Source organism: Photobacterium sp. AWH4_225 (assembly GCF_056158405.1).
The window spans coordinates 2,759,910-2,784,092 of record NZ_JBSWTF010000001.1; the positions used below are offsets into that span (position 1 = coordinate 2,759,910).

The 24,183-nt window shown below is 48.5% G+C and carries 23 protein-coding genes; 6 read left to right on the plus strand and 17 right to left on the minus strand.

The window, feature by feature from the left end:
• The first annotated feature begins 51 nt into the window (after positions 1-51).
• Positions 52-600 carry a hypothetical protein gene (locus ACXAD4_RS12870; RefSeq protein ID WP_475241882.1) on the plus strand — a complete coding sequence of 183 codons (549 nt, stop codon included), beginning with the start codon at positions 52-54 and terminating at the stop codon, positions 598-600.
• Positions 601-701: 101 nt separating this feature from the next.
• Here the strand turns inward: ACXAD4_RS12870 and dsdC are convergent, their stop codons facing one another.
• Positions 702-1,604 (minus strand): DNA-binding transcriptional regulator DsdC, encoded by a 903-nt coding sequence (dsdC, locus tag ACXAD4_RS12875; RefSeq protein WP_475241884.1) that lies wholly within the window; start codon positions 1,602-1,604, stop codon positions 702-704.
• A gap of 145 nt (positions 1,605-1,749) precedes the next feature.
• Positions 1,750-2,337, minus strand: coding sequence for a TfoX/Sxy family DNA transformation protein (locus tag ACXAD4_RS12880; protein WP_475241887.1), 588 nt, complete (start codon positions 2,335-2,337; stop codon positions 1,750-1,752).
• A 292-nt stretch (positions 2,338-2,629) separates the two neighbouring features.
• Here ACXAD4_RS12880 and ACXAD4_RS12885 point away from each other — a divergent pair, with 292 nt between their 5' ends.
• From ACXAD4_RS12885 to ACXAD4_RS12895, 3 genes are all read left to right on the plus strand, one after another.
• A complete protein-coding gene (locus ACXAD4_RS12885) occupies positions 2,630-3,211 on the plus strand; it encodes an LON peptidase substrate-binding domain-containing protein (protein WP_475241890.1) in 582 nt (193 codons plus the stop codon).
• Between the two features lie 98 nt (positions 3,212-3,309).
• A complete protein-coding gene (locus ACXAD4_RS12890; protein ID WP_475241893.1) occupies positions 3,310-4,233 on the plus strand; it encodes an HDOD domain-containing protein in 924 nt (307 codons plus the stop codon).
• Positions 4,234-4,439: 206 nt separating this feature from the next.
• The gene (locus ACXAD4_RS12895; RefSeq protein ID WP_475241895.1) at positions 4,440-5,339 is read left to right on the plus strand and encodes a LysO family transporter; all 900 of its coding nucleotides are present in this window, start codon (positions 4,440-4,442) and stop codon (positions 5,337-5,339) included.
• Positions 5,340-5,934: 595 nt separating this feature from the next.
• On the opposite strand, the gene ptsG is transcribed toward ACXAD4_RS12895, so the two are convergent.
• From ptsG to yceD, 14 genes are all read right to left on the minus strand, one after another.
• Complete coding sequence (gene ptsG, locus ACXAD4_RS12900; RefSeq protein WP_475241898.1) at positions 5,935-7,365, minus strand: PTS glucose transporter subunit IIBC; 1,431 nt, start codon at positions 7,363-7,365, stop codon at positions 5,935-5,937.
• Positions 7,366-7,819: 454 nt separating this feature from the next.
• A complete protein-coding gene (locus tag ACXAD4_RS12905) occupies positions 7,820-8,599 on the minus strand; it encodes a TatD family hydrolase (protein ID WP_475241900.1) in 780 nt (259 codons plus the stop codon).
• A gap of 51 nt (positions 8,600-8,650) precedes the next feature.
• Positions 8,651-9,628: a DNA polymerase III subunit delta' gene (gene holB, locus ACXAD4_RS12910; RefSeq protein WP_475241901.1), complete on the minus strand. Its 978-nt coding sequence runs from the start codon at positions 9,626-9,628 to the stop codon at positions 8,651-8,653.
• A gap of 1 nt (position 9,629) precedes the next feature.
• The gene (gene tmk / locus ACXAD4_RS12915) at positions 9,630-10,259 is read right to left on the minus strand and encodes a dTMP kinase (RefSeq protein WP_475241903.1); all 630 of its coding nucleotides are present in this window, start codon (positions 10,257-10,259) and stop codon (positions 9,630-9,632) included.
• A complete protein-coding gene (gene mltG / locus ACXAD4_RS12920) occupies positions 10,259-11,272 on the minus strand; it encodes an endolytic transglycosylase MltG (RefSeq protein ID WP_475241905.1) in 1,014 nt (337 codons plus the stop codon). The genes tmk and mltG overlap by 1 nt, the downstream gene beginning before the upstream one ends.
• Positions 11,266-12,075, minus strand: coding sequence for an aminodeoxychorismate lyase (gene pabC, locus ACXAD4_RS12925; protein WP_475241907.1), 810 nt, complete (start codon positions 12,073-12,075; stop codon positions 11,266-11,268). Before pabC ends, mltG begins: the two co-directional genes overlap by 7 nt.
• Before the next feature lie 88 nt (positions 12,076-12,163).
• Positions 12,164-13,402 (minus strand): beta-ketoacyl-ACP synthase II, encoded by a 1,239-nt coding sequence (gene fabF, locus ACXAD4_RS12930; RefSeq protein ID WP_475241909.1) that lies wholly within the window; start codon positions 13,400-13,402, stop codon positions 12,164-12,166.
• 87 nt (positions 13,403-13,489) lie between these two features.
• Entirely contained in the window at positions 13,490-13,726 is a 237-nt protein-coding gene (gene acpP / locus ACXAD4_RS12935) for an acyl carrier protein (protein ID WP_007467184.1), read from the minus strand.
• A gap of 157 nt (positions 13,727-13,883) precedes the next feature.
• Entirely contained in the window at positions 13,884-14,618 is a 735-nt protein-coding gene (gene fabG / locus ACXAD4_RS12940; protein ID WP_475241911.1) for a 3-oxoacyl-ACP reductase FabG, read from the minus strand.
• Positions 14,619-14,642: 24 nt separating this feature from the next.
• Entirely contained in the window at positions 14,643-15,566 is a 924-nt protein-coding gene (gene fabD, locus ACXAD4_RS12945) for an ACP S-malonyltransferase (RefSeq protein WP_475241912.1), read from the minus strand.
• A gap of 96 nt (positions 15,567-15,662) precedes the next feature.
• Complete coding sequence (locus tag ACXAD4_RS12950; RefSeq protein ID WP_475241915.1) at positions 15,663-16,619, minus strand: beta-ketoacyl-ACP synthase III; 957 nt, start codon at positions 16,617-16,619, stop codon at positions 15,663-15,665.
• A 5-nt stretch (positions 16,620-16,624) separates the two neighbouring features.
• Entirely contained in the window at positions 16,625-17,650 is a 1,026-nt protein-coding gene (gene plsX / locus ACXAD4_RS12955; RefSeq protein WP_475241918.1) for a phosphate acyltransferase PlsX, read from the minus strand.
• Positions 17,651-17,659: 9 nt separating this feature from the next.
• The gene (rpmF, locus tag ACXAD4_RS12960; RefSeq protein WP_039468809.1) at positions 17,660-17,830 is read right to left on the minus strand and encodes a 50S ribosomal protein L32; all 171 of its coding nucleotides are present in this window, start codon (positions 17,828-17,830) and stop codon (positions 17,660-17,662) included.
• 19 nt (positions 17,831-17,849) lie between these two features.
• A complete protein-coding gene (gene yceD, locus ACXAD4_RS12965; RefSeq protein ID WP_039468813.1) occupies positions 17,850-18,365 on the minus strand; it encodes a 23S rRNA accumulation protein YceD in 516 nt (171 codons plus the stop codon).
• A 302-nt stretch (positions 18,366-18,667) separates the two neighbouring features.
• Between yceD and ACXAD4_RS12970 the strand changes: the two genes are divergently transcribed.
• Entirely contained in the window at positions 18,668-19,249 is a 582-nt protein-coding gene (locus tag ACXAD4_RS12970) for a Maf family protein (protein WP_475241921.1), read from the plus strand.
• A 56-nt stretch (positions 19,250-19,305) separates the two neighbouring features.
• Here the strand turns inward: ACXAD4_RS12970 and rluC are convergent, their stop codons facing one another.
• Positions 19,306-20,253: a 23S rRNA pseudouridine(955/2504/2580) synthase RluC gene (gene rluC / locus ACXAD4_RS12975; RefSeq protein WP_475241923.1), complete on the minus strand. Its 948-nt coding sequence runs from the start codon at positions 20,251-20,253 to the stop codon at positions 19,306-19,308.
• Between the two features lie 446 nt (positions 20,254-20,699).
• Between rluC and rne the strand changes: the two genes are divergently transcribed.
• Complete coding sequence (gene rne, locus ACXAD4_RS12980; protein WP_475242781.1) at positions 20,700-24,089, plus strand: ribonuclease E; 3,390 nt, start codon at positions 20,700-20,702, stop codon at positions 24,087-24,089.
• Positions 24,090-24,183 lie beyond the last annotated feature (94 nt).

The following is a 24,183-nucleotide window of genomic DNA, read 5'->3' on the forward strand; positions in this document are numbered from 1 at the left end:
TTGTCCATTAAAATAGTGCAATTAATTTTTAGCCCATTGGACAAATTTGTCATGCGTAAAATTCTAATTGCTTCAGGTCTTGTCCTGGCATCTGTGTCGGCCGCTCAGGCGAATGCTCAACCGACTATGAGCAACTTCAGCTATGACTACGCTGAAGCTCGTATTGGCATCAGCCCGCTGACCTACGGTGCTGGTTTCAGCACATCTATCCACCCTAATGCCCACATTACCGGTAGCGTTGATACTGAATTCGACAGCGACTGGGATGCTGCACTTGGTGTAGGTTTCCACGCACCAGTGAACAACTGGGCTGACATCACTGGTGAACTTAAGGCTCGTAGCTCTAAAAACAAAGGCGCGCTGAAAAGCTCTAGCGGTAAGTTCGGCGTAGAAGTAAACCTAGGTGTTCGCCAGTGGTTGGGTCCACAGCTAGAAGTTGGCGGCACAATCGGTCACTTGAACATCGATGAGTACGAAGAAGTGATTGGTAGCGTTTACGGCCGCTTCCACGCAACCGAGCTGTTCTCTGTCGGCGTGACAGGTCGTTTCAACGAGCTTTACGGTGATCAGGTTATGCTATCAACTCGATTCAAGTTCTAAGTATCGAGAGATAAACTGATAAATAGCAAACGCCCTGCATGCACATGCAGGGCGTTTTCTTTTTGGCACGGAGCTAAATCGTTAAGACCGTATCTTGAACGCTATTGTACTTCACCGAGCCAGTCGATAAATGCCTTTACCCGCGGTGATGTTGCCATTTCCTTGCGGCACACCAAGTAATAATTTTGTGGAGAGCGTACCGATAAGGTAAATGGAGTAACCAAACGCCCTGATTGCAGTTGCTCAGCAATGAATGAAGCCCGCCCTATTGCCACCCCGATACCACGTTCAGCGGCCTGAAGAGCCAAGTCTGAACGGTCAAAGGTACACCCCGATTCAGGAAGCACTACCCCATTTTGCTGAGCCCAGTATTGCCATTCATCGTTTTTACCTGCCCTAGCCCAAGGCGCGGCATCGTGCAGTAGCATGCAAGACATCAATTTAGCCGGGTTACCATACAGGCCATGTTGCTCCGCATATTCATGACTGCAGACCGGTACCATACTTTCATCCATGAGTTTGACCACATGAAGCCCTGTATACTTACCATTACCAAAATAGATAGCACAGTCGAAAGACTCAGTATGGAAGTCCACCAGCTCATTTCTGGTCCGCAGGTGAAACCGAAGCGCAGGATATTTATCCATAAAGCTGCTCAACCGAGGCAACAGCCAACGCTGAGCAAAGGTAGGTGGTACAGAAACATTGAGATCACCACTTAGCTCTAGTGTTCTCAGATCCCTCAACTCATTGGCAATATCGCCAAAGTTAAGAGCCAATACCTCCTTGAGCCGCTTACCTTCATCAGTCAGGGTCAGCTTACGCGGCTGACGGATAAACAGCTTTACACCTAATGATTCTTCCAGATTCTTTATTTTATGGCTGACTGCACTTTGCGTGAGGCAGAGGATTTCTGCCGCCCGGGTAAAGCTCATTTGATCGGCAGCAATAAGGAAGCAATGGAGCCCCGAGAGAACAGGCCCAGTCAAACGTGGTAGTCGCATATATCTTTGAACAGCATGGATTTATCATCACATGATATACCCAAAGCTCGCGATATTCCCCCTCAACAGTCCTTTGGGGCGGTAAAAAATAAAAAACCACTGAAGAACAGTGGCTTTTTTGATTGGATAAAATAATAGAGCTAACTTATTCAACGTCACGTAATAAGCGTTGCTTCTGATCGTCTTTCAGTAGCGTCCAGTGGCAGCCGTCAATCGCGCCAGCAAACATCCATAACAATTTTACGTCCAAATCTTTACCTTGGCTTTTACGAACCTTGCGGAAAACTTCCACAGCACCTAAAGAGACAAAACTGCTGACATCTGGTACACCGGCTTTTTTAACCATGCGCTCCAGTGTTAATCGCATATTAGGTAAGTCTCTAATTCTTTTGCTTTTATCAGACATCTTGTAGCTTTTTTCAGATGTTGATATCGCAATGGAATCCTTAACCAACTTTGCACTTAACGGCAAGTCCTGATTGTAGATGTGGGTAATATCATAATAATTTACGACGGCTGTCGTGCTGCGCTTGATATGCCTGAATTTTTCGCAGCCTAACAACGCCAATTGTTGGTCGAGTTCATCACCACCGCGAAGGAATAATGCTTCATCAGTAATGATGGCGTACATGGCACTGTCGATAAAAATACCTGTACCCCCGAACATGGAGCGTTTTTCAAAACCACCAAATTCGCGCAAATAATTAAATATCTCTTCCCTGAACCCTAGCACAATTATTCTCCCATTAAACGTTAATGGTTTGTCTTTTATCCAGAAACGCTAAACGAATAGCGTCATTAAAATGACTTTGACACAGTGAGAAAATAATCGCCACATATGAAACAATGAACATTTAAAAGTGAGAATTTAGACATATTACGGAGCGAAAAATAAGCAAATTGTGCCAATTTCGACCGGATTTTTGCTACTAAAAAATCCGACGGATGTCCCAAAATATGCAGTAACCACTATCTTTATTCTTATCACTAACTTTCATTTTGTGGGTATTCTTTTAGGCGATATCATGAAGAAAACCGCTCTTTACCCATCAAGCGTTCATCTTCTACCAGGAGGAAGGGCCTCATATACCCTAGTAGAAAAGCGGCATCTGAGAATGCTGAAAGAGTCTCTGGCCAGTAACTCTCCTTTTGCCGTCTGTATGATCAATGAGTCAGAGGAAGAGAGTGAGCTCAAGCAGATCCCAGCTATCGCCACGGAGTGTAACGTCATCAATTTTGACCAGGCAGAAGCTAACCTGCTATCTATTGTGGTTGAGGGAACACAGAAAATCCGTCTTCATGGCATTACGTTGGACGATGATGGCTTGATGCAAGGAGACTCAACGCTATACCCGAATTGGCAGGCCGAGCCAATTCTTGCTCGCGACGAAGAGATTGCTGAAAAGCTAAAAATGTTTTTCCAATCTATGCCAGAGATCGGCGCTTTATATCCGTCTCCACAATACGATGATATTTCCTGGGTCTGTCAGCGCTGGATTGAAGTCCTCCCCCTAGAAGTTCACTACAAACAACTCTTAGTCACACAAGATAATGCTAAGTTAACCACCCGCTTCCTACATAAATTACTCCATTCGCCTGAAAATTGAGCACCTAAACAGTAAGTCACGAAATTATGACGATCGCTATATCTATCCCTATCCTGTCCCGATAGAATAATAGGGTCTCTATTTTTCGTAATACAGAAATGACTCACGTATCTTTTTTTTGGCTAAGACCTGAAAACGACAAGATAATCAAGGGATTGGAGTCAGAATTTTGCTCTCTAGTTAAATCGGCAGTCCAAAAGGACCGGCTTATCCTTCCCCCTATCCCGTCTGTTCTCAATAAACTCCAGAAGCTTTGCAGCGATGACGAAACCACTGTTCGTGATGTCGCAGACTTGCTTATTGATGATCCTGGCATCACGGCCTACATCGTCAAAATTTCGAACACCATGATGTTCAATCGGCGCAACGTGGTTTGCCATGACATATACACGGCTGTCAGTCGCCTGGGCATCTTTAGGGTAAGGGATATCATAACCGCCAAGGCCATCGAAGAGCTCAAGCTGAGGTACCACTTCAGTAAGGAATGTAACGAGCTACTTAAACAAAGTGCTGTTCGCTCGCGCCAACTTGCCGCCGCCATGGCCTTGATCAGCCATGACCTCGCCAATCACGATGAATTTCCTAAAAGGTTAGAACCTGAGAAAGCATTACTGGCGGGGCTATTTGCCGATATCGGCCTATTCAGTCTGATCCATGAGTATCAGTCCTATCTTGATAATGGTAACTATTTGGATATCGATATTGCCAAGTATGTCTTCCAGCACAGCTGTCAAGAAGCCAGCAAGGTCATCCTCAAACATTGGGGCTTCGATATCGATTATCTCGAAGTCGCCACCAACCAGTCTTTGCGAAATCCAGCTTCTGATGAAGATACCGGTTATCTCGATGTCGCCCGTATGGCCCACCACTTACTGATGTTCAAGAGCAATGATGATGCTATCGACGATCATCATGTTGAACTCGATCTTGCCGGTGCAGAAGTCATGTATGAGCTAACCAACCTCCCTTCCCAAGAGTTTAACCAACGTCTCAAGACTGTCATCAGTAACAGCGGTCTATAGAGACAACTACGCCCTTCAAGCTGTAACCTGCTTTCATCATGCAGTGCACGCATAAATTGGCTGAGATTGGATATTGACCCATTCTCAGCCAAGCTGATAAGCTGCTGAAAAAAGTGACTTTGATCACCTTGGTATATGTTGACTAAATAAGTACGGGGTTATGGATAATCCCGCCTGTTGCCCCTCTGACATTAAAAAGGACCACCATGTTCTCTGGCATGCTTTATATTTTCCTGCCGCTGATAATCGGCTATCTCATCACCGTCAATAAGCCAGCGGTTTTGGACTTCATCAATACCCAAACCAGCCGTTTGGTTTTGGTGATCCTTAGCCTGATGGGGCTGAGCCTTGCCGGGCTGGATAATATTGGGCAAAACCTCAACCAGATCATCACCTATACCTTGGTATTCTTCTTGATTATCAGCGGCTGCAACTTACTAGCCTTACCTTTGCTAGATAAGCTAATGCCCACAGAAACAGAGCATGGCCACCAGACACTTCCGCTACGCGATATGATAATGGAGTCCATGAAGCTAATCTTTGTCGTGGCCGGTGGGCTCGTTGTCGGCTTGGTCGCGGGTATTGATCTCAGCTGGGTCGATCAGGCCAGCGAAGTCATTCTACTACTTCTGTTGTTCTTCATTGGGATCCAGTTGAGAAACAGCGGTATGACCCTCAAGCAAATCTTGCTCAACAAGAAAGGTATCATCATTGCATTAACAATTATCGCAACGTCTTTGCCCGGTGGCTTGATTGCAGCTTGGTTACTTGACCTACCCTACAACCAAGGCCTTGCGATGGCATCAGGTTTTGGCTGGTACTCGTTGGCGGGTATTTTAATTGGTGACAGCCTTGGCCCGGTAATGGGTGGTGTCGCCTTCCTCAATGAGTTACTGCGCGAGTTGGTCGCTCTGAGCCTGATCCCTATGATGATCAGCCGCTACCCTAGCACCGCTATCGGCTATGCCGGGGCCACCGCGATGGACTTTACCCTGCCGGTGATCCAAAACTGCGGCGGTATACGCTGCGTACCTATCGCTATCGTTAGCGGGTTTATCTTAAGCCTGCTAGTACCTGTGCTGATGCTGTTCTTTTTGTCGTTGTAAGAACGGGAGGAGCAGGTATCTAGATCCTAGTTCCTGGAACCTAGATACAAGCAAAATGCAAAGCGAGAGTCTGAAGCTCTCGCTTTTTTATTGATTCAATTTCCTAGATGCGGGCTTCTAGAATAACGGCCCTGGGTAAGAGTAGATCCTAGTTCCTTGATCCTAGAAAAGAGAAAAGCAACGAAGCGAGAGCCTAAGCCTCTCGCTTTTTTATTGATTTAATTTCCTAGATACGGGCTTCTAGAAAAGCGGCCCTAGGTAAGGGCTGAAAAGATCCTAGTTCCTGGAACCCAGAAAAGAGCAGAATTATCCATAGAGCCTAGAGGGTAATCCCTAGAAAAATCAGCCTTAAGTTCTAGATAGAACCATATAAAGATATTGATTCCTCCACTTTAGCCCCTTTGAGAAGCTAGGTTCTAGGACTGAGTCCCAGCATCTCATTGCCCCACAAGTTCTAGCTCTTCGTTCTCTCCCTGCTCTTACAGCTCTGCCTAGAAACTAGGATCCAGGTTCTAGGATCTAGCAAGGCTCCCTGCTCCAACAAAACAAAAAGGGAGCCGAAGCTCCCTTTTGGATTTTGAATCAGTAATTCGTATTAGTTGTTACGAATCCACTCATCCATGTCAGATTTCAGGTTGTCAGACTTAGTACCGAAGATAGCCTGAACACCGCCACCAGCTACAACAACACCTGCTGCACCTAGCTTCTTCAGTCTGTCTTGGTCAACATTGTCAACACTTGCTACTGCAACACGTAGACGAGTGATACATGCGTCTAGACCTGTGATGTTATCTTTACCACCGAAAGCCATTACTAGGTCTTTCGCTAGCTCAGAACCTTCAGCTACAGCGCCTGCAGAAGTATCTTCTTCTTCACGGCCCGGAGTCTTAAGATCCATCGCTTTGATTACAGTGCGGAATACTACATAGTAGATTGCAGCGTAAACCAGACCAACACCAATCATCAGACCCATCTTCTGTGCGTTACCAGACAGAACTAGGAAGTCGATAAGACCGTGTGAGAACGAAGTACCGTGTACAAAGCCTAGGATGTTAGCAACAACGTATGCAGAACCTGCTAGTAGTGCGTGAATTCCGTATAGTACAGGAGCTACGAATAGGAAAGAGAATTCGATTGGCTCAGTGATACCTGTTAGGAATGAAGTCAGAGCTGCAGATGCCATGATACCCATTACCTTAACGCGGTTTTCAGGCTTAGCACTGTGAGCAATAGCGATTGCAGCAGCAGGCAGACCAAACATCTTGAACATGTAACCGCCCGCTAGCTGACCGAAGCCGTTACCAGCGATACGAGAAGCTTCATCAGCAACTAGGTAACAAGTAAGAACACCGTTCTGAGTTTCGCCTGCAGCGTTAACACATGAACCTGCTTCGAAGAAGAAAGGAACGTTCCAAACGTGGTGTAGACCGAATGGGATCAGAGAACGCTCAACGATACCGTAGATACCGAATGCAACTGTTGGGTTCTGCTCTGCAGCCCAGTGCGAGAATGCACCGATAGCAGCACCAACTGGAGGCCATACGATAGATAGTACGATACCTAGACCGATAGCAGAGAAACCAGTGATGATTGGCACTGCACGCTTACCAGCGAAGAAGCCCAGGTACTCTGGAAGTTGGATACGGAAGAAACGGTTGAATGCCCAAGCCGCAACACCACCGACTAGGATACCACCTAGTACACCAGTGTCGATTGACTCAACACCCATCACACCAGCCATTACGCTTAGTGTAGCGGTCATGATGCCGTAACCAACGATAGCTGCAAGACCTGCAACACCGTCGTTGTTAGTGAAGCCTAGTGCAACACCAACAGCAAATAGAAGGGCCATCTGGCCGAATACCGAACCACCTGCTTGTTCCATCAGGTTAGAAACGATTTCTGGGATGAAGCCAAGGTTAGCTGCACCAACACCAAGTAGGATACCGGCAACCGGTAGTACTGATACTGGAAGCATCAGTGCCTTACCGACTTTTTGCAGGTTCGCAAAAAGGTTCTTAAACATAATGTGCTCCTGAGTGAGTGTTTTATTTAGATTTTCAGTCTTTATTGGCGGCCTACCCCCGTAGCCATCTGCCAATCAGACCGTCATTTTTAATACAGGTTAAGTATAAAATGTGGCGCTAAATATAACTTGATGGCCGTCAAAATTACCAATACGTCATGAAATATAATTTCAAAACTCAATATAGATCACAGTTGAAATTTCGACTACAAAAGACGCAAATTAAATTTAAACTACTGATATAAATAATAAAAACACACCAAAAACCCACTTACACCAACCTGTAATTATCTTTCAGTAATGTAAGCTGTGTTACTTTACGTTACGAAGTTAAAAATCAATTTTAATCAGTGTTTTTTGATTTTAATTGCAGCTTTTGTTTAATTTTTTTGAATATTGAATAGATGAGATACAAAAAGTATAAAAAAAAGGAGCTTGAGCTCCTTTTTTGCCTTTAGCTTCGTTTCGCTCGCGAAAAAAGCGTAAAGAAGTTATCTGTGGTTACCCGCTCGACTTCTTCCACCGACACCCCTTTCAACAGACCAATATACTCAGCAACTTCACGAACATAGGCTGGTTGGTTTTGCTTACCACGGTATGGGATCGGCGCTAGGTAAGGCGAATCCGTTTCAACAAGCAGGCGCTCCAGTGGCAACTGGTTGACAACATTCTTGAGCTCGGAGGCTTTGTTAAAGGTAACAATGCCCGATATTGAGATATAGAAGCCCAGATCGATAGCTGCTTGTGCCATCTCAAGGCTTTCAGTGAAACAATGCAATACACCACCACACTTCTCAGCACCTTCCTCACGCAAGATCTGCAAAGTATCTTCGCGTGCCATTCGAGTATGGATGATCAGAGGCTTGTCCAGCTCAACCGCCAAGCGTACATGTTGGCGGAAAATTTCTTTCTGCTGTTCAGCAAGCTCTGGCTGGTAGTGGTAGTCAAGGCCGGTTTCGCCGATAGCGACCACGCGCTCATGCTGGGCATATTCTTTTAGCTTTTCGTAATCAAAGCCGGCTTCGATATCCAGCGGGTGGACACCACATGATGCAAAGACGTTATCATGCGGTTCAATCATCTCCATCATGGTTGGGAAGCTTTCCAGCGTTACCCCAACAGACAGGCAGTAATCAATGCCACGGGCTTTAGCCTTGGCCAACACATCATCAATCCCTGTATGAAGTTGCTCGTAGTCCAATTTATCCAGGTGACAATGCGAATCAACTAGCACGGTTCTTTCCTCTGTATTCTTTAATATCATGATGCTTCTTTTACTGAAGCATTAATGTTGGCCCATAAAGCCAGTTAACCATTCAACAATCAGCAGCTCAGCATTCAGCCCCGGATGCCGTTCCAGTTTCTGGTAAAGGCTATTCGCCTCTCGAGTTTGATCCAGCAGGGTCATAGGAGCAATCACACTTGCTGCTTGCTCGACCAAGGGCAGTGACTCACTGTGTACCAAGTGCGCGGTTGCTCCCTGTTGCCACTTCAAACAGTCGACCAAGAAGTAGCTCAACCATTTAAGACTATGGTGGCCTTCCTGAGTACACAAGCCAGCAACATCATATAAGCCGATAAACGGAGGTCGCAAAAACTCGGCAAAGGCTGCCAGCAACTTGGCGTAACGAATGTCTTGACCTTGTTCAATAAACTGCTGGGTCGCCAGCGGTGCCGAGCCGTTGAGCCTGACCGTTTCCAACTTGATAGTCTGCATTAACTGCTTTTCTACCCAGCGCTTAGTGTCTTGTTCGGTTGGCATCGCCAAGCGCCACTTGTTACAGCGGCTATTGATAGTCGGCAGCAGGTTATCAAGCGAAGAGGCCAGCAAGATAAACTGACAACCCGAAGGCGGCTCTTCCAGGGTTTTCAGCAACGCATTGGCTGCCGCTTCACCCATGGCATCCGCGCCATCAATCAAGATGATACGCTCGCCACCGAGCTGTGAGGTCTCGACTGCCCAACGGTTACATTGCCTTATGGCATCAACGCCAATCTGCTTGCCCTCTTGCAATGGGGCAACAACGTGAAAGTCCGGATGGGTGCCTGCTTCAAACAACTTGCAGCTGTGGCATACACCGCAAGGCTCACCGCCAGCGCCTGCTCCCCCATTCTGGCACAATACCGTTTTACCTAGGTGACGAGCCAATGCTTCACGGCCACTACCATATGGAGCAACGAGAAGGATCGCATGGTGCATCCTGCCCTGCGCAAGCAGTTGCTGCCAGCCTTGCCATACACTTTCCTGCCAAGGGTAAAGCATCTTACTGCTGCTCCAGCCAGTGTTTAACAGCCTGGCGAATATCCGCTGTCACGGCATCCAGTGTCTGGCTTGCATCAATAATCACCACACTAGGATCAGCTTCAGACAGCTCTAGAAAGCGTGCACGGGCACGATGGAAAAAGTCGATATTCATCTTCTCGATACGATCCAACTCACCACGACCACGGGCACGTTCAAGGCCAAGTACCGGATCAATATCCATGTAGATAGTAAAGTCAGGACGGAAATCACCCAATACAGTGTCGCGAAGACGCTCCATCACCACACGGTCAAAACCACGGCCACCGCCCTGGTAAGCTTGCGATGACATGTCATGACGGTCACCCACCACCCATTGGCCTTGGTTCAAAGCCGGTTTGATTACATTTTCAACCAGTTGTGAACGTGCCGCGTATAGCAACAGCAGTTCGGCCATATCAGTCAGCGGCTCGTCAGGGTGACCTTCCTTGACCAAGGCACGCATTTGCTCAGCCAATGGGGTACCGCCCGGCTCACGGGTTGAAGTGATCTCTTCAATACCCTGCTCTGCCAGCACTTGGGTCACTTGCTGGATTGCAGTACTCTTCCCTGCCCCTTCCAGCCCTTCAATTACGATAAATTTACCAGTCATTATTTTTGTCTTAGGATTCTTAAATATTCACGTACAGCACGGTTGTGTTCTGTCAGTGTTCTAGAAAATTTATGGCCGCCTTTGCCATCAGCCACAAAGTAGTAATAGGTGCTGTCATCCGGATTAACTGCAGCAAGTACCGATGCCTCGCTTGGCATTGCAATCGGCGTCGGCGGCAAGCCGAAAATGGTATAGGTGTTGTAAGGTGTCGGTGTTTGAAGATCGCGTTTGCGGATCCTGCCTTCATACTTATCACCCATGCCGTAGATCACGGTTGGATCTGTCTGCAAGCGCATACCTTTATGCAGACGGTTCATGAATACTGAGGACACCAAGCCTCGCTCGTCATCCACTGCCGTTTCTTTCTCGATGATCGATGCCATGATCAAGGCTTCATACGGGGTTTTCAGTGGAATTTTAGCATCACGCTCATCCCATGCCGTGCCCAGCAAGTTCTGCATGTCACGGTAAGCACGGCGTAACAGTTCCAAATCTGACGTACCGGCGGTGTAATGGTAGGTTTCAGGTAGCAGATAACCTTCTAGCTTTTCGACATCCGCACCCAGCGCTTTAGCGATATCCGCCTCGCTCATCCCTTCCGTTGCATGGGTCACGTGCGGAGCTTGCTGGAGCTGTGACAACCAATCAACAAAACGCTCGCCTTCCACCAACGTGATGGCAAACTGTTGCTCACGGCCAGACGCGACCAGTGCTAGAACCTCTTTCAGGCTCATGGCTGGATCAATCTGGTAGGTACCTGATTTGAGGTTTGCCAATTGTGGCTCAAGCCTTGGGATCCAGCGCGTCCATGATGATTCCGCAAACAGATCTTCTCGAACCAGTTGGTTTAGCAGACCGCGGTATGACGTACCAGCCCTAACAGTCAACAAGACTTCCTGCTGGTTTTCCGTCTGCATATCCAACGATGATTTCACTTGCTGATACGACCAACCCAGTCCACCAGCAGCCACTAGGCCCAGCAGGATCACAGCTATTGCCAACTTCTTTAGCACGTGTACAACCTCTTGTTCAGTTCACCCAGCAAGGTACGCTGGGTAAATGTTATTCCATTGATTTCATTAACTGGCACTAACGCCATAAGGGCATTAGTAATAAAGATTTCATCAGCACAAAGCAAGCTATCGAGCGGTGAATTGACAATTTCTAAACAATAATCCAATTCGGATACCAACTGTAATACATGTCGTCGCATTACCCCCCTCACACCAGAAAGCTCTAGGCTTGGGGTATATACGGTGTTGCCCTTACGCCAAAAGATATTTGAGGCAATGGTCTCCACCACATTCCCAGCAACATCCAATACCACTGCGTCCAGCCACTGGCGCTGCTCTGCTTCCCGCTTGAGCATTACTTGTTCAAGTCGATTGAGATGCTTATACCCCGCCAGCATCGGCGAATGTGACAAACGTTGTTGGCATACTCCCAGCGCAATACCGTCTAGCTGCCAGCTAGCATAATGTGCAGGCCATGCAAATTCAGACACCACAACTTGCGTACCTTCGCAGCCTGAACCACTGTAGCCACGACCACCACTGCCACGGCTGATCAACACCTTGATTCCGCCTTTTTCCGTGTAGTGACTAGCCAAAGCGCAGACCGTTGCAGTTAGCTCATTCCAATCAGGCTCTGAAATCGCCAACAAGGCAAGGGTTTCCTTTAATCGCTCAAGGTGAAAAGGCCACAGTCGGATCTCGCCATTTTCTACCAGCATAGTCGTAAAACAGCCATCGCCGTACTGCATCGCCCGGTCTGTTACCGCAATCTGGTTGCCGGGTTTGCCGTTGATCAGGATCATCTCGCTGCCTGCCGTAAATTTCAAACTCGATAGATAAAAAAACGGCCCGGTGCATAACACCGGGCCGCTCTATGATAACAGGTTATCGTTAGATTTTCTTGAACAGCAACGAGCCGTTTGTACCACCGAAACCGAAAGAGTTACACAGTGCGTACTCAAGGTTTGCCTGACGCGCTTCGCCTGGTACGTAGTCCAAATCACAGCCTTCATCAGGGTTGTCTAGGTTGATTGTTGGCGGAACAGCCTGATCAACCAGAGTCATTGCAGTGATAATCGCTTCAACAGAACCAGCGGCACCCAATAGGTGACCTGTCATAGACTTGGTTGAAGAAACCATAACTTTGTCTACAGCTGCGCCCATTGCTCGCTTGATACCTAGCGTTTCAGCAACGTCACCCGCAGGGGTAGAAGTACCGTGGGCATTCACGTAGCCGATTTGATCGGCATTGATACCAGCATCGCGGATAGCTGCTTCCATTGCCAATGCGCCACCAGAGCCGTCAGCACTTGGAGATGTCATGTGGTAAGCATCGCCACTCATACCGAAGCCAACAAGCTCAGCGTAGATTTTCGCACCACGTGCTTTTGCGTGCTCGTACTCTTCAAGCATCATCATACCGGCGCCGTCGCCCAGTACGAAACCGTCACGATCTTTGTCCCATGGGCGAGATGCGCCTTGTGGGTCGTCGTTACGGGTAGAAAGTGCTTTAGCAGCTGCGAAGCCGCCCATACCTAGCGGAGTAGATGCTTTTTCTGCACCACCGGCTAGCATCGCATCGGCATCACCGTATGCGATCATACGTGCAGCATGGCCAATGTTGTGAAGGCCAGTTGTACACGCGGTAGAGATTGCAATGTTTGGACCACGTAGACCGTGCATGATAGACATGTGGCCAGCAATCATATTTACAATTGTTGATGGAACAAAGAATGGGCTGATCTTACGCGGGCCCTTCTCCATCAATGATTGATGGTTAGCTTCAATCAAGCCAAGACCACCAATACCAGAACCGATAGCAACACCAATGCGGGCTGCGTTTTCTTCAGTGACTTCAATGCCAGAGTCTTTTAATGCTTGCACGCCAGCTGCAATGCCGTATTGGATGAACAGATCCATTTTACGGGCATCTTTCTTCGACATGTAATCTTCACAGTTGAAGTCTTTAACCATACCAGCAAAACGAGTAGCGAATGCGCTAGCATCAAAATGTTCAATAGTGCTGATACCGCTAGTACCGGCTAGAAGTGCTTTCCAAGATGATTCAACAGAATTACCTACCGGTGATAGCATACCCATGCCAGTAACAACTACGCGACGCTTAGACACGATTTAATTCTCCGGGAATTGAGGATAAAACAGGGTTTCAAAAGAAAATCAGGCGGTCATGGTGACCGCCTGGAGGGAGTTCTTTAATTACTCAGAAGCGCCAACAACGTAGTCGATTGCAGCTTGAACTGTAGTAATTTTCTCAGCTTCTTCGTCTGGAATCTCAGTGTCGAATTCTTCTTCAAGAGCCATTACTAGTTCAACAGTGTCTAGAGAGTCAGCGCCTAGATCGTCAACGAAAGATGCTTCGTTCTTAACTTCAGCTTCGTCTACACCTAGTTGCTCAACGATGATTTTTTTTACGCGTTCTTCGATGTTGCTCATTAATCTATTTCCTTAAAACAAGAATTCGCTAATGCGATTTGCTGTAGTTTATTCAATACTGCAAAAGTTGCAATACTCAACATGCTGGTCAAACCACGATTTTCGGTGAAAACTAGTTGAGTTTGACTTGCATCATCAAGTTATGCAACTTTTTTGATTAAATCATGTACATGCCGCCATTGACGTGCAAAGTTTCACCGGTCACATAACCAGCATCTTCAGAAGCCAGGAAGGCCACTGCTGCTGCAATTTCACGCGGATCACCCAGACGACCTGCTGGTACACCAGCAAGTGTTGCAGCACGTTGCTCGTCATTTAGGGCTTTTGTCATGTCGGTTTCAATGAAACCTGGTGCTACAGCGTTCACCGTAATGCCACGAGAAGCCACTTCACGTGCCATAGATTTAGTAAAGCCGATAAGTCCCGCTTTAGCTGCTGCATAATTAGTCTGGCCAGCGTTACCCATGGTACCCACCACCGAACCAATGCTGATAATACGGCCGTGGCGCTTTTTCATCATTGCACGCAGTACCGCTTTAGATAGACGGAAAATAGACGTCAGGTTGGTGTCCATGATGTCTTGCCACTCGTCATCTTTCATTCGCATCAGTAGGTTATCGCGGGTGATACCTGCGTTGTTAACCAAGATGTCTACGTCACCGAACTCTTCTTTGATCTGCTTAAGCACAGCTTCAATTGATTCAGGTGAAGTGACATTCAGCGCAAGGCCTTTACCATTGTCACCCAGATAAGCGCTGATCGCTTCTGCGCCGTTCTCAGAGGTTGCAGTACCGATAACTGTTGCACCACGTTCAACCAGAATCTCGGCAATCGCACGACCGATACCACGGCTCGCACCTGTTACCAGCGCAATTTTTCCTTCCAGGCTCATTGTTAATCCTCTTTGATGAATATGTTACTTAGCAGCGTCAAGGCTGGCGGTGTCATTTACCGCTGCGCCGCTCAGTGAACGATTGATACGTTTTGTTAGGCCAGTCAATACTTTACCAGGACCGAACTCAAGCAGAGACTCAATGCCTTCGGCAGCCATACGCTCTACAGATTCCGTCCAGCGAACTGGGCTGTGCAACTGCTTAACAAGCGCAGTCTTGATAGCAGCAGGGTCTGTCTCTGTCGCTACATCAGCGTTGTTGATTACTGGCAGTGCAGGCGCAGAGAAAGTGATGTTCTCTAGGGCTTCTGCTAGCTTGTCAGCTGCTGGCTGCATCAGTGCACAGTGAGAAGGTACAGACACTGGCAGCGGCATTGCACGCTTGGCACCGGCTTCTTTACAAAGCACGTTAGCACGCTCAACGGCTTCTTTATTACCCGCGATAACAACCTGGCCCGGAGAATTGAAGTTTACCGGTGAGCACACTTGATCTTGTGCCGCTTCTTCACAGGCTTTGGCAATCGCGTCGTTGTCCAGACCAATAATGGCAGACATCGCACCTACGCCAGCAGGTACCGCCGCTTGCATAAGTTGGCCACGTAGTTCAACCAGTTTAACCGCGTCTTTGAAATCGATAACACCCGCACAGACTAGTGCCGAGTACTCACCCAGACTGTGGCCTGCCACAACTTCTGGCTGTGCACCACCTACTTCTTGCCATACACGCCAGATAGCGACTGAAGATGTCAGAAGTGCAGGCTGAGTGCGGTGAGTTTGGTTTAGGTCTTCAGCTGGGCCGTTTTGTACCAGAGCCCACAGGTCATAACCCAATACTTCAGAGGCTTCAGCAAAAGTTTGCTTAACCACATCGTACTGCTCAGCCAAATCAGCCAGCATACCTACGGCTTGAGAGCCTTGACCCGGAAATACAATCGCGAACTTAGACATTCGAGAATCCTTATTCTATGTAACTGAAAACTCAGTTTTGCTAAATCGAGCGAGGAGACAATCCTGCCCCGCCCAAACTAAATAAAAAGAAGGTGTTTAGAACTTCACCAATGCAGAGCCCCAGGTGAAACCACCGCCGAAGGCTTCAAGCAGCAACGTCTGTCCACGCTGAATACGGCCATCACGTACGGCTTCGTCCAGCGCCGTCGGTACGGTCGCCGCCGAGGTATTACCATGACGGTCCAGTGTTACAACAACCTGATCCATCGACATCGACAACTTCTTCGCTGTCGCCTTGATAATACGCAAGTTTGCTTGGTGCGGCACCAGCCAATCAAGTTCTGACTTATCCATATTGTTGGCAGCCAGAGTGTCTTTCACTAGGTTAGACAACTGGGTTACGGCAACCTTGAACACTTCGTTGCCGGCCATATAAAGCCACTTGTCATCACTAAAGGCTTGTCCATGCTCTGGTGTTGCCAAGCTCAGTAGACCACCAAAATGGCCATCGGCATGAAGGTGGGTAGAAATAATCCCCGGCTCTTCACTGGCACCAAGTACAACCGCACCCGCACCGTCACCGAACAGAATGATCGTCGAGCGATCTTCCGGATCACATTTGTGTGAAAGGGCATCTGCACCGATCACCAGGACATTTTTCGCCATGCCTGTTTTGATGTGCTGATCAGCAACACTCAACGCATAAACGAAACCAGAGCAGGCCGCAGCAATATCAAACGCTGGGCAACCTTTGATGTCCAGCATGCCTTGAACCTGGCAAGCAGCCGATGGGAAGGCATGGCTTGCACTAGTCGTCGCTACGATGATCAAGTCGATGTCATCTTTTTCAATGCCTGCCATTTCAATGGCATTCAATGAAGCCTGATACCCCATTACCGCGACAGTTTCGTCTTCTGCGGCAATACGGCGCTCTCGAATACCGGTACGAGCGACAATCCACTCATCACTGGTTTCAACCATTTGTTCTAAGTCGGCATTAGAACGTATTTGCTCCGGCAGATAGCTGCCAGTACCTACAATTTTGCTATACATGAAGACTAATAATGCCTCTCGAGTAAGACTTCTTCCAAACGGTCACTGATTTTTGTCGGTATTTGCCGTTTGACCTCGTGTACCGCTTCACCAATCGCATTAGTAAAGGCGGTTGTATCAGCACTTCCGTGGCTTTTCACCACAATACCGCGCAATCCTAACAGACTCGCGCCGTTATACTGGTCGGGGTTCAACTGTTTCAAGCTATTAAATAGGTCACTAAACAGCCACCTAGCGACCAAGCGCTTAAACGGATTACCGTAAATAGCACGTTTAATCGCACTGATAAACAGGTTAGCCACACCTTCGCTGGTTTTCAGGCTGACATTGCCGACAAAACCATCACAGACAATAACATCGGCCTTGCCACTGTATAGCTGATCACCTTCAAGATAACCGATGTAATTGATATCCGGTGACTCAGCCAGCATTTCAGCACAGCGCTTGACGAGATCGTTACCTTTGATTTCTTCTTCGCCAATGTTTAGCAACGCAACCCGAGGAGGAACAGTATGTCCCTGCTCAGCCAATACCGATCCCATTACAGCAAACTGGAACAAGGTGTCGGCATCACAAGAGACATTAGCCCCTAAGTCTAGCAGCCAGGTCTTAGTCTCGTTTCGAGTCGGAATAGCAGAGACCAACGCAGGGCGATCCACCCCGGGTAACTGCTTGAGGATATAACGAGACAATGCCATCAAGGCACCGGTGTTTCCAGCGCTCACACAGGCATCAGCCGAGCCTTCAGAAACCGCTTCCAGCGCAGCACGCATTGATGAGCCTTGGCTTCGGCGCAATGCTTGAGACGGACGGGTATCGTTTGCTATTACATGATCGCAGTGAACAATGCGAAGACGAGGGTGATTCGTTTGATTCAGGAGGGATAGTTGGGCAGTGATCGCACTTTGATCACCAAATAATATGACTTTGAGCTCTGGGAATTGCAACAGTGCCTGCACGGAGGCAGGCACTGTTACTTGAGGACCGAAATCCCCGCCCATTGCATCAAGTGCAACGGTTAGACCACTCAAGGCTCAACCTTACTTGTTGATAACCTTACGGCCACGGTAGAAACCGTCAGCAGTTACGTGGTGACGTAGGTGAGTTTCACCACTTGCAGAATCTACAGATACAGCTGCAGTTGTTAGTGCATCGTGAGAACGACGCATACCACGTGCTGAACGTGATTTTTTGCTCTTTTGTACGGCCATTAACCCTACTCCTGTTAAATTACTTACTTAGATTTTTCAATACTGCAAACGGATTCGGACGCTCATCAGCAACGGGGATCTCACCAAAAGTCATGTTTCCGCTGGCTTTGCAGTCAGCTTCCTCATGCATAGCGACTTGAGGTAATTCCAGAATCAATTCGTCTTCGACTATTTGAATCAGGTTGATCTCACCATTTTCGTCGACATCAGCCGGCTCATAAGCTTCCGGTAAATCATCTGCTGCCTCTGGTTTGAGGAGCGGACTGTAACAGAATTCAACACGATATTCGTGTTTGAACCCTTCCTGACATCGCTGACAGGTCAGCATCACTTCGATATCTGCGCTACCGCGCATAAATGCGATTCGACGCTGGTCCAAGTCAAATGACAAGGTGACGTTTGCATCACGTGTTACGCTCTGCGTTGACTCGGCCAATCGCTCAAGTAATTCGGCTTTGATGATGCCATCATAGTCGAGTTTTTTTTGAGCAGCGCGAACCGGATCAACCGTAAGCGGCAATTTTACCTTTTGCATAGGGCGCGAATATTAGCCTTGTAATCAGTTTGAGTCAAAGGAAATGTGCGCGAATTAACAGCATTTAGCCAATTCGTATGTTCGATGCCAGATACAAGCACTCCAGCATCGCCACTTCCACCATTTTGTCTGTTATCTGCCTATCCACCAATAACTTGTACGGCAGCATCCGTCAGCTCAAATAACACACAAAAACTGGTGAAAACCCAACCAGCAAGGCCACTTTACTTACCATTATAACGTAGCCTTCACAAAGCAAGATGCGTAGACTAACACAACCTAGCAATAACCCGGTAATCGTCATGCACCAACCATTACTTTTGGCTTCCACCTCCCCTTTTCGCCAATCTCTTCTGCAAAAACTTGGCCTGCCTTTTACTACGGCCAAACCTGATGCCGATGAGACTCCTTTACCAGGAGAGCAAGCCGAACAGCTGGTGACCCGACTCGCCGAAGCAAAAGCAAGGGCCTGTGCCAGTGAGCATAAAGCGCATCTTATTATAGGCTCCGATCAGGTTTGTGTGATTGATGGCCAAATCATTGGCAAGCCCCATACTGTTGAAAATGCCTGCAAACAGCTAAAGGCAGCCAGCGGCAAAACTATCACCTTTTATACTGGGCTATGCCTGCACAACGCCCAAACAGGAATCAGCGAAGTCATTTGCGAGCCTTTCCATGTCCACTTCCGTCAGCTCACCGATAGTGAGATTCGTAATTATGTTGAGCGTGAGCAGCCCCTAAACTGCGCAGGTAGCTTCAAGAGCGAAGGCTTAGGAATTGCGCTGTTCGACAAACTGGAAGGGCGTGACCCAAACACCTTGGTCGGCCTTCCATTGATTGCCCTTCGGGAAATGCTGGCCAAACAAGGCGTCAACGTCCTGTAATAAAAAAGCGGCAGCCTAGGCTGCCGCTTTTAATACACAATAGGAAATAGAGGCTATTACGCCTTACGGCGCAGTTTCTCTACTGCCCGCTTAAGCTTATTTTCCATCGGCGCACTGATATCCATCAGCTCTTCATTACCCGGGTGGGTAAACTTGATGTTCGCTGCATGCAGGAACAAACGGTCCAACCCTACCTTTTTGGTAAAAGCATCAAAGCGTGGATCACCATAACGGTCATCCCAAGCAATCGGGTGGCCGGTATATTGACAATGCACACGGATCTGGTGAGTACGGCCTGTTACCGGGCTAGCCTGAACAAGTGTTGCTTGCTCTAGTCGCTCAAGTACCTTGAAACGGGTATCAGACGGCTTGCCGTTCGGATTGACCCGCACAATGCTGTTGACCTCATTTTTCAGCAACGGCGCCGTCACTTTCTTGCAGCTGGCCTTCCACTCGCCCATCACCAAGGCAAAGTAGTACTTCTGTACCGTTTTGTTTCGGAACTGCTCCTGTAGCTTGCGCAGCGCAGAACGCTTTTTCGCTACCAGCAAGATACCGGAAGTGTCACGGTCGATACGGTGTACCAGTTCAAGAAAGCGCGCGTCCGGGCGTAATGCCCGCAATGCTTCAATGGCACCGAATTTCAGACCACTGCCACCATGAACCGCGGTACCGGACGGTTTGTTGAGGATCAGCATGTGGTCATCTTCATAGATGATGCACGCTTCAAGCTCAGCGACTTTATCCAGCTTGGTGCTGATCGGTGCTTGGTCTTCTTTTTCCGGTACCTTTACCGGAGGAACCCGAACAAGATCACCGTCCTGCAATTTGTATTCTGGTTTTATACGTTTTTTGTTCACTCGCACTTCGCCTTTGCGCAAAATGCGGTAAATCATACTTTTTGGTACATTTTTTAGCCGTGCGCGAAGAAAGTTATCGATCCGCTGGCCTGCAAAGTCATCAGATATTTCGATGAACTGCACTTTTGGTTTATCATCTTTCATGGGTTTCATTCTAACATGCATGCAAAGCAGATTGCCGCAAAAAAGTCACCCTGCTATCATTGGCGTGCAGAGGTAGGAAAATTTGCCTACTTTGCCAACAGGGTGAACAGAATAACACCCGACTGATGACTATATATACCGCTCTGATGAAAAACGCAGCATGTGGCGTAAGACGTTTATTTCTTCGGAGTGTTTTTTTAGTGCCCTTTAGTGGCAAATTATTTATTGGTGTGACAGATACCGCCGTCACCATCGGTGAGCCAGCTGTACATTTTCAGATCTAAACATCTTGGTACAGTTGGATGATACGTGTTGCCACATAGCACCCCTGAATTCCAGCCGTGAGGTTGCATTTAAGATCAGACTTGGGGTCCGGCACCACCAGTAAAGACACGTTGCTAAGTGCACTAGCACATGAAAAAAACGAGTACAATATAATGAAAAGAATGTTGATTAACGCAACTCAGAAGGAAGAGTTGCGCGTCGCATTAGTTGATGGACAGAAGCTGTTCGATCTTGATATCGAGAGCCCTGGCCACGAATCTAAAAAAGCAAATATCTACAAAGGACGCATCACACGTATCGAACCAAGTCTGGAAGCAGCGTTCGTTGACTACGGTGCTGAACGCCACGGTTTCCTCCCTCTTAAAGAAATCGCCCGCGATTATTTCCCTGCAGACTACTCTTACCAAGGCCGCCCTAATATCAAGGAAGTGCTGAAAGAAGGTCAGGAAGTTATCGTTCAGGTTGACAAAGAAGAGCGAGGCAACAAAGGCGCCGCCCTTACCACCTTTATCTCTCTTGCAGGTAGCTACCTGGTACTGATGCCAAACAACCCTCGTGCTGGCGGTATTTCTCGTCGTATCGAAGGTGAAGAGCGTACTCAGCTGAAAGCGGCACTAAGCACGCTTGAATTGCCTCAGGGCATGGGTCTGATTGTACGTACTGCCGGTGTTGGTAAATCAGCTGAAGATCTGGAATACGATCTGAACTACCTACTTAACCACTGGGAACGTGTTAAAGACGCTGCTGACTCGGCTCCTGCGCCTTTCCTGATCCATCAGGAAAGTAACGTTATTGCCCGCGCTATTCGTGACTACCTACGCCGTGATATCGGTGAGATTGTTATCGACAGCAAGAAAATCTTTGACCGTGCCCGCGATCACATCCAGCAGGTTCGTCCAGACTTCCTGTCTCGAGTGAAGCTATACGAAAACAGCGAAACGCCGCTGTTTAACCACTACCAGATTGAAAACCAGATCGAGTCCGCCTTCCAGCGTGAAGTTCGCCTGCCATCTGGTGGTTCAATTGTTATCGACCCGACTGAAGCCCTGACCTCAATCGATATCAACTCTGCCCGAGCAACCAAGGGTGGCGATATCGAAGAAACTGCGCTTCAAACTAACCTTGAAGCGGCAGACGAAATTGCTCGCCAGCTTCGCCTACGTGACCTTGGTGGCCTGGTTGTTATCGACTTCATCGATATGACTCCGGTACGCCACCAGCGTGAAGTAGAAAACCGTCTGCGTGAAGCGGTACGTATGGACCGTGCACGCGTTCAGATCGGCCGTATTTCACGCTTCGGTCTATTGGAAATGTCACGCCAGCGTCTGAGCCCGTCTCTTGCTGAAGCGAGCCACCATGTATGTCCTCGCTGTAGCGGTACTGGTGTGATCCGTGACAGTGAGTCACTATCGCTTTCAATTCTTCGCCTTATCGAAGAAGAAGCACTGAAAGACAACACCTCGCAGGTACTGGCCATTGTGCCGGTGGCGATTGCCTCCTACCTACTCAACGAAAAACGTCGCTCGGTGCAGTACATTGAGAAATCACACAATGTACGCGTAATTATCGTACCAAACGCCAACATGGAAACACCTCACTTCGAAGTGGTTCGTGTCCGTTCTGGTGATGAGCACGATACGCTGTCATACAACTTGCCAAGCACTCTTGAAGCACTGCGTGAAGCAGAAGCGACAGAGTCTGCCCCGCAAGAACGTGTAGCCAAGAAACGTGAAGAACCTGTTCTACAGGGCTTCAGTGCACCAACGCAAACGCCTTCGGCACCGAAAGCTAAGCCTCAGCCTGCGAAGAAAGCTGCGGCTCCAGCAAAAACTGTCGAAGAGAAGCCTGGTTTCTTCAGCCGTATCTTCACTGCGATTGCAAGCTTCTTCTCAGGACCTGAGCAGGAAGAGCAACCAAAAGAAAAGAAAGAGGCGAATAAGCGCAACCGTCGTGACCGTAAGGACAACCGCCGCAGCCAAGACAACCGTCGTGGTGAGCGTCAGGAAGGCCGTCGTGGTGAGCGCCAGCAAGACAACCGTCGTGGTGGCAAAGACAACCGCCGTGGTCGTCAGGAGCGTACAGACCGTCAGGAAGCGGATAGCAACAAGAAGCAGCAGGTAGCTGAACAGCGTGAACAGCGCCAAGCACGTCGTCGCAACGAAAAAGCGAAAGACAAGCAGGAGCAAGGCGCCGAGAAGCCAACCCAGCAGCAGCGTAAAGACAAAGATCAGAAACGCCAGCGTCGTGACCGTGATGATGCCCAGACCCAGAAACCTCGTCGCGAGCGCGATCAGGAGCAGAAAGCCAAAGCAGATAAGCCGGTTGTTGAAGAGCAGCGTCAAGAGCAAGAAAAAACCGTCAAGGTAAAACAGCGTCGCCAGCGTCGTGAAATGCGTAAGAAAGTACGCATTACTGATGAAGCTGAAGTGAAAGCAGTTGAAAGCGCGAAGCCTGAAGTCGCTGAAACGCCAGTTGCCAAGTCTGAGCTTCAAGAGATGGGCACTGCTATGGCTCAAGAAGCGAAAGCGGTTGCTGAGTCTTCTGATGAGAAGAACGGTGAGCAAGAAGGCCAGCGTCGTAACCGTCGCTCTCCTCGCCACCTACGTGCAAGTGGCCAGCGCCGCCGCCGTATCCGTGACACCCGCCCAGAGAAAGGCGAAGACATGGAGAAAATGGTAACTGACGCTGTCGGTCATGCGGTTGAAGAAGTCACTGATACCTTAAACGATATCGAGAATGTGGTTTCTATCGTTGAGAAACGCAAGCCAACAGTTCGCCTGAAGAGCGGTGTTGCCTCGCCTGAAATGGCAATGGGTAAAGTATGGCCTGCAGCTGGTAAGCCAGCAGTGGCCGCTATTGAAGCACCAGCACAGGTTGAAGAACCAGTTGCTGAGCACTCTGCCCCAGCCCTTGGTGGTGTTGCTATGCCAGAGCTAGCTATGGGTAAAGCATTCCCACTTCGTTCTGAAGTTGTTGAAGAAGCTGCAGTTGAAGCACCAGTTGCTGAAGAGCAAACGGTAGAAGCACCTGCTGTGACTGAAGCTGCTGAAGCAACTGTTTCTGAAGAGGCTGTTACAGAAGAGCCTAAGGCAGAAGCAGACGTAGCTGCGGCTATCGCTGCTGCACAAGCGGCTATGCTGGGTATGCATGCCCAACAGCCAGCTGAAGAGCCTGTGGAAGAAGCACCTGTTGCTGAAGAAGCTATTGTTGAAGAAACTATTGTTGAAGAAACTGCGGCTAAAGAAGCTGTTGTTGAAGCGCCTTTAGCAGAAGCTAGCCCTGAAGCACCAGCAGAAGCAGCGAAAGCACCTGAGGCGACTGTTGCGAACGTAGAAACGGCGCCAGCACAGGTTTGTGCCACGTCTCCTCGCGGCCAGCATGCAACAGCAGCCATGGCGAAAGCGCCAGCTCCGGCAGAAACTGTTGACGCTGAGGTTGTTGCTATTGCACCGCTACGTGAAGCACGCTTCGCGGCTCGCCAGGCAGGTAGCCAAACGGCGACCAGTCATGCGACATCGGGTGCTCAATCAACGATGCCAAAAGCCGAGTAAGCTAACGCTTGCAATCTGATAGAAAAGCCATGCATAATTGCATGGCTTTTTTTTAACTTCTCTTTAGCCCTCAACGGGTACCTTTCTTTGCAAC

Coding starts and splice junctions, on each gene's coding strand:
- ACXAD4_RS12870 (WP_475241882.1), top strand. CDS start 52: ATGCGTAAAATTCTAATTGCTTCAGGTCTTGTCCTGGCATCTGTGTCG.
- dsdC (WP_475241884.1), bottom strand. CDS start 1,604: ATGCGACTACCACGTTTGACTGGGCCTGTTCTCTCGGGGCTCCATTGC.
- ACXAD4_RS12885 (WP_475241890.1), top strand. CDS start 2,630: ATGAAGAAAACCGCTCTTTACCCATCAAGCGTTCATCTTCTACCAGGA.
- ACXAD4_RS12890 (WP_475241893.1), top strand. CDS start 3,310: ATGACTCACGTATCTTTTTTTTGGCTAAGACCTGAAAACGACAAGATA.
- ACXAD4_RS12895 (WP_475241895.1), top strand. CDS start 4,440: ATGTTCTCTGGCATGCTTTATATTTTCCTGCCGCTGATAATCGGCTAT.
- ptsG (WP_475241898.1), bottom strand. CDS start 7,365: ATGTTTAAGAACCTTTTTGCGAACCTGCAAAAAGTCGGTAAGGCACTG.
- holB (WP_475241901.1), bottom strand. CDS start 9,628: ATGCTTTACCCTTGGCAGGAAAGTGTATGGCAAGGCTGGCAGCAACTG.
- tmk (WP_475241903.1), bottom strand. CDS start 10,259: ATGACTGGTAAATTTATCGTAATTGAAGGGCTGGAAGGGGCAGGGAAG.
- pabC (WP_475241907.1), bottom strand. CDS start 12,075: ATGATCCTGATCAACGGCAAACCCGGCAACCAGATTGCGGTAACAGAC.
- acpP (WP_007467184.1), bottom strand. CDS start 13,726: ATGAGCAACATCGAAGAACGCGTAAAAAAAATCATCGTTGAGCAACTA.
- fabG (WP_475241911.1), bottom strand. CDS start 14,618: ATGAGCCTGGAAGGAAAAATTGCGCTGGTAACAGGTGCGAGCCGTGGT.
- fabD (WP_475241912.1), bottom strand. CDS start 15,566: ATGTCTAAGTTCGCGATTGTATTTCCGGGTCAAGGCTCTCAAGCCGTA.
- ACXAD4_RS12950 (WP_475241915.1), bottom strand. CDS start 16,619: ATGTATAGCAAAATTGTAGGTACTGGCAGCTATCTGCCGGAGCAAATA.
- rpmF (WP_039468809.1), bottom strand. CDS start 17,830: ATGGCCGTACAAAAGAGCAAAAAATCACGTTCAGCACGTGGTATGCGT.
- yceD (WP_039468813.1), bottom strand. CDS start 18,365: ATGCAAAAGGTAAAATTGCCGCTTACGGTTGATCCGGTTCGCGCTGCT.
- ACXAD4_RS12970 (WP_475241921.1), top strand. CDS start 18,668: ATGCACCAACCATTACTTTTGGCTTCCACCTCCCCTTTTCGCCAATCT.
- rluC (WP_475241923.1), bottom strand. CDS start 20,253: ATGAAAGATGATAAACCAAAAGTGCAGTTCATCGAAATATCTGATGAC.
- rne (WP_475242781.1), top strand. CDS start 20,700: ATGTTGATTAACGCAACTCAGAAGGAAGAGTTGCGCGTCGCATTAGTT.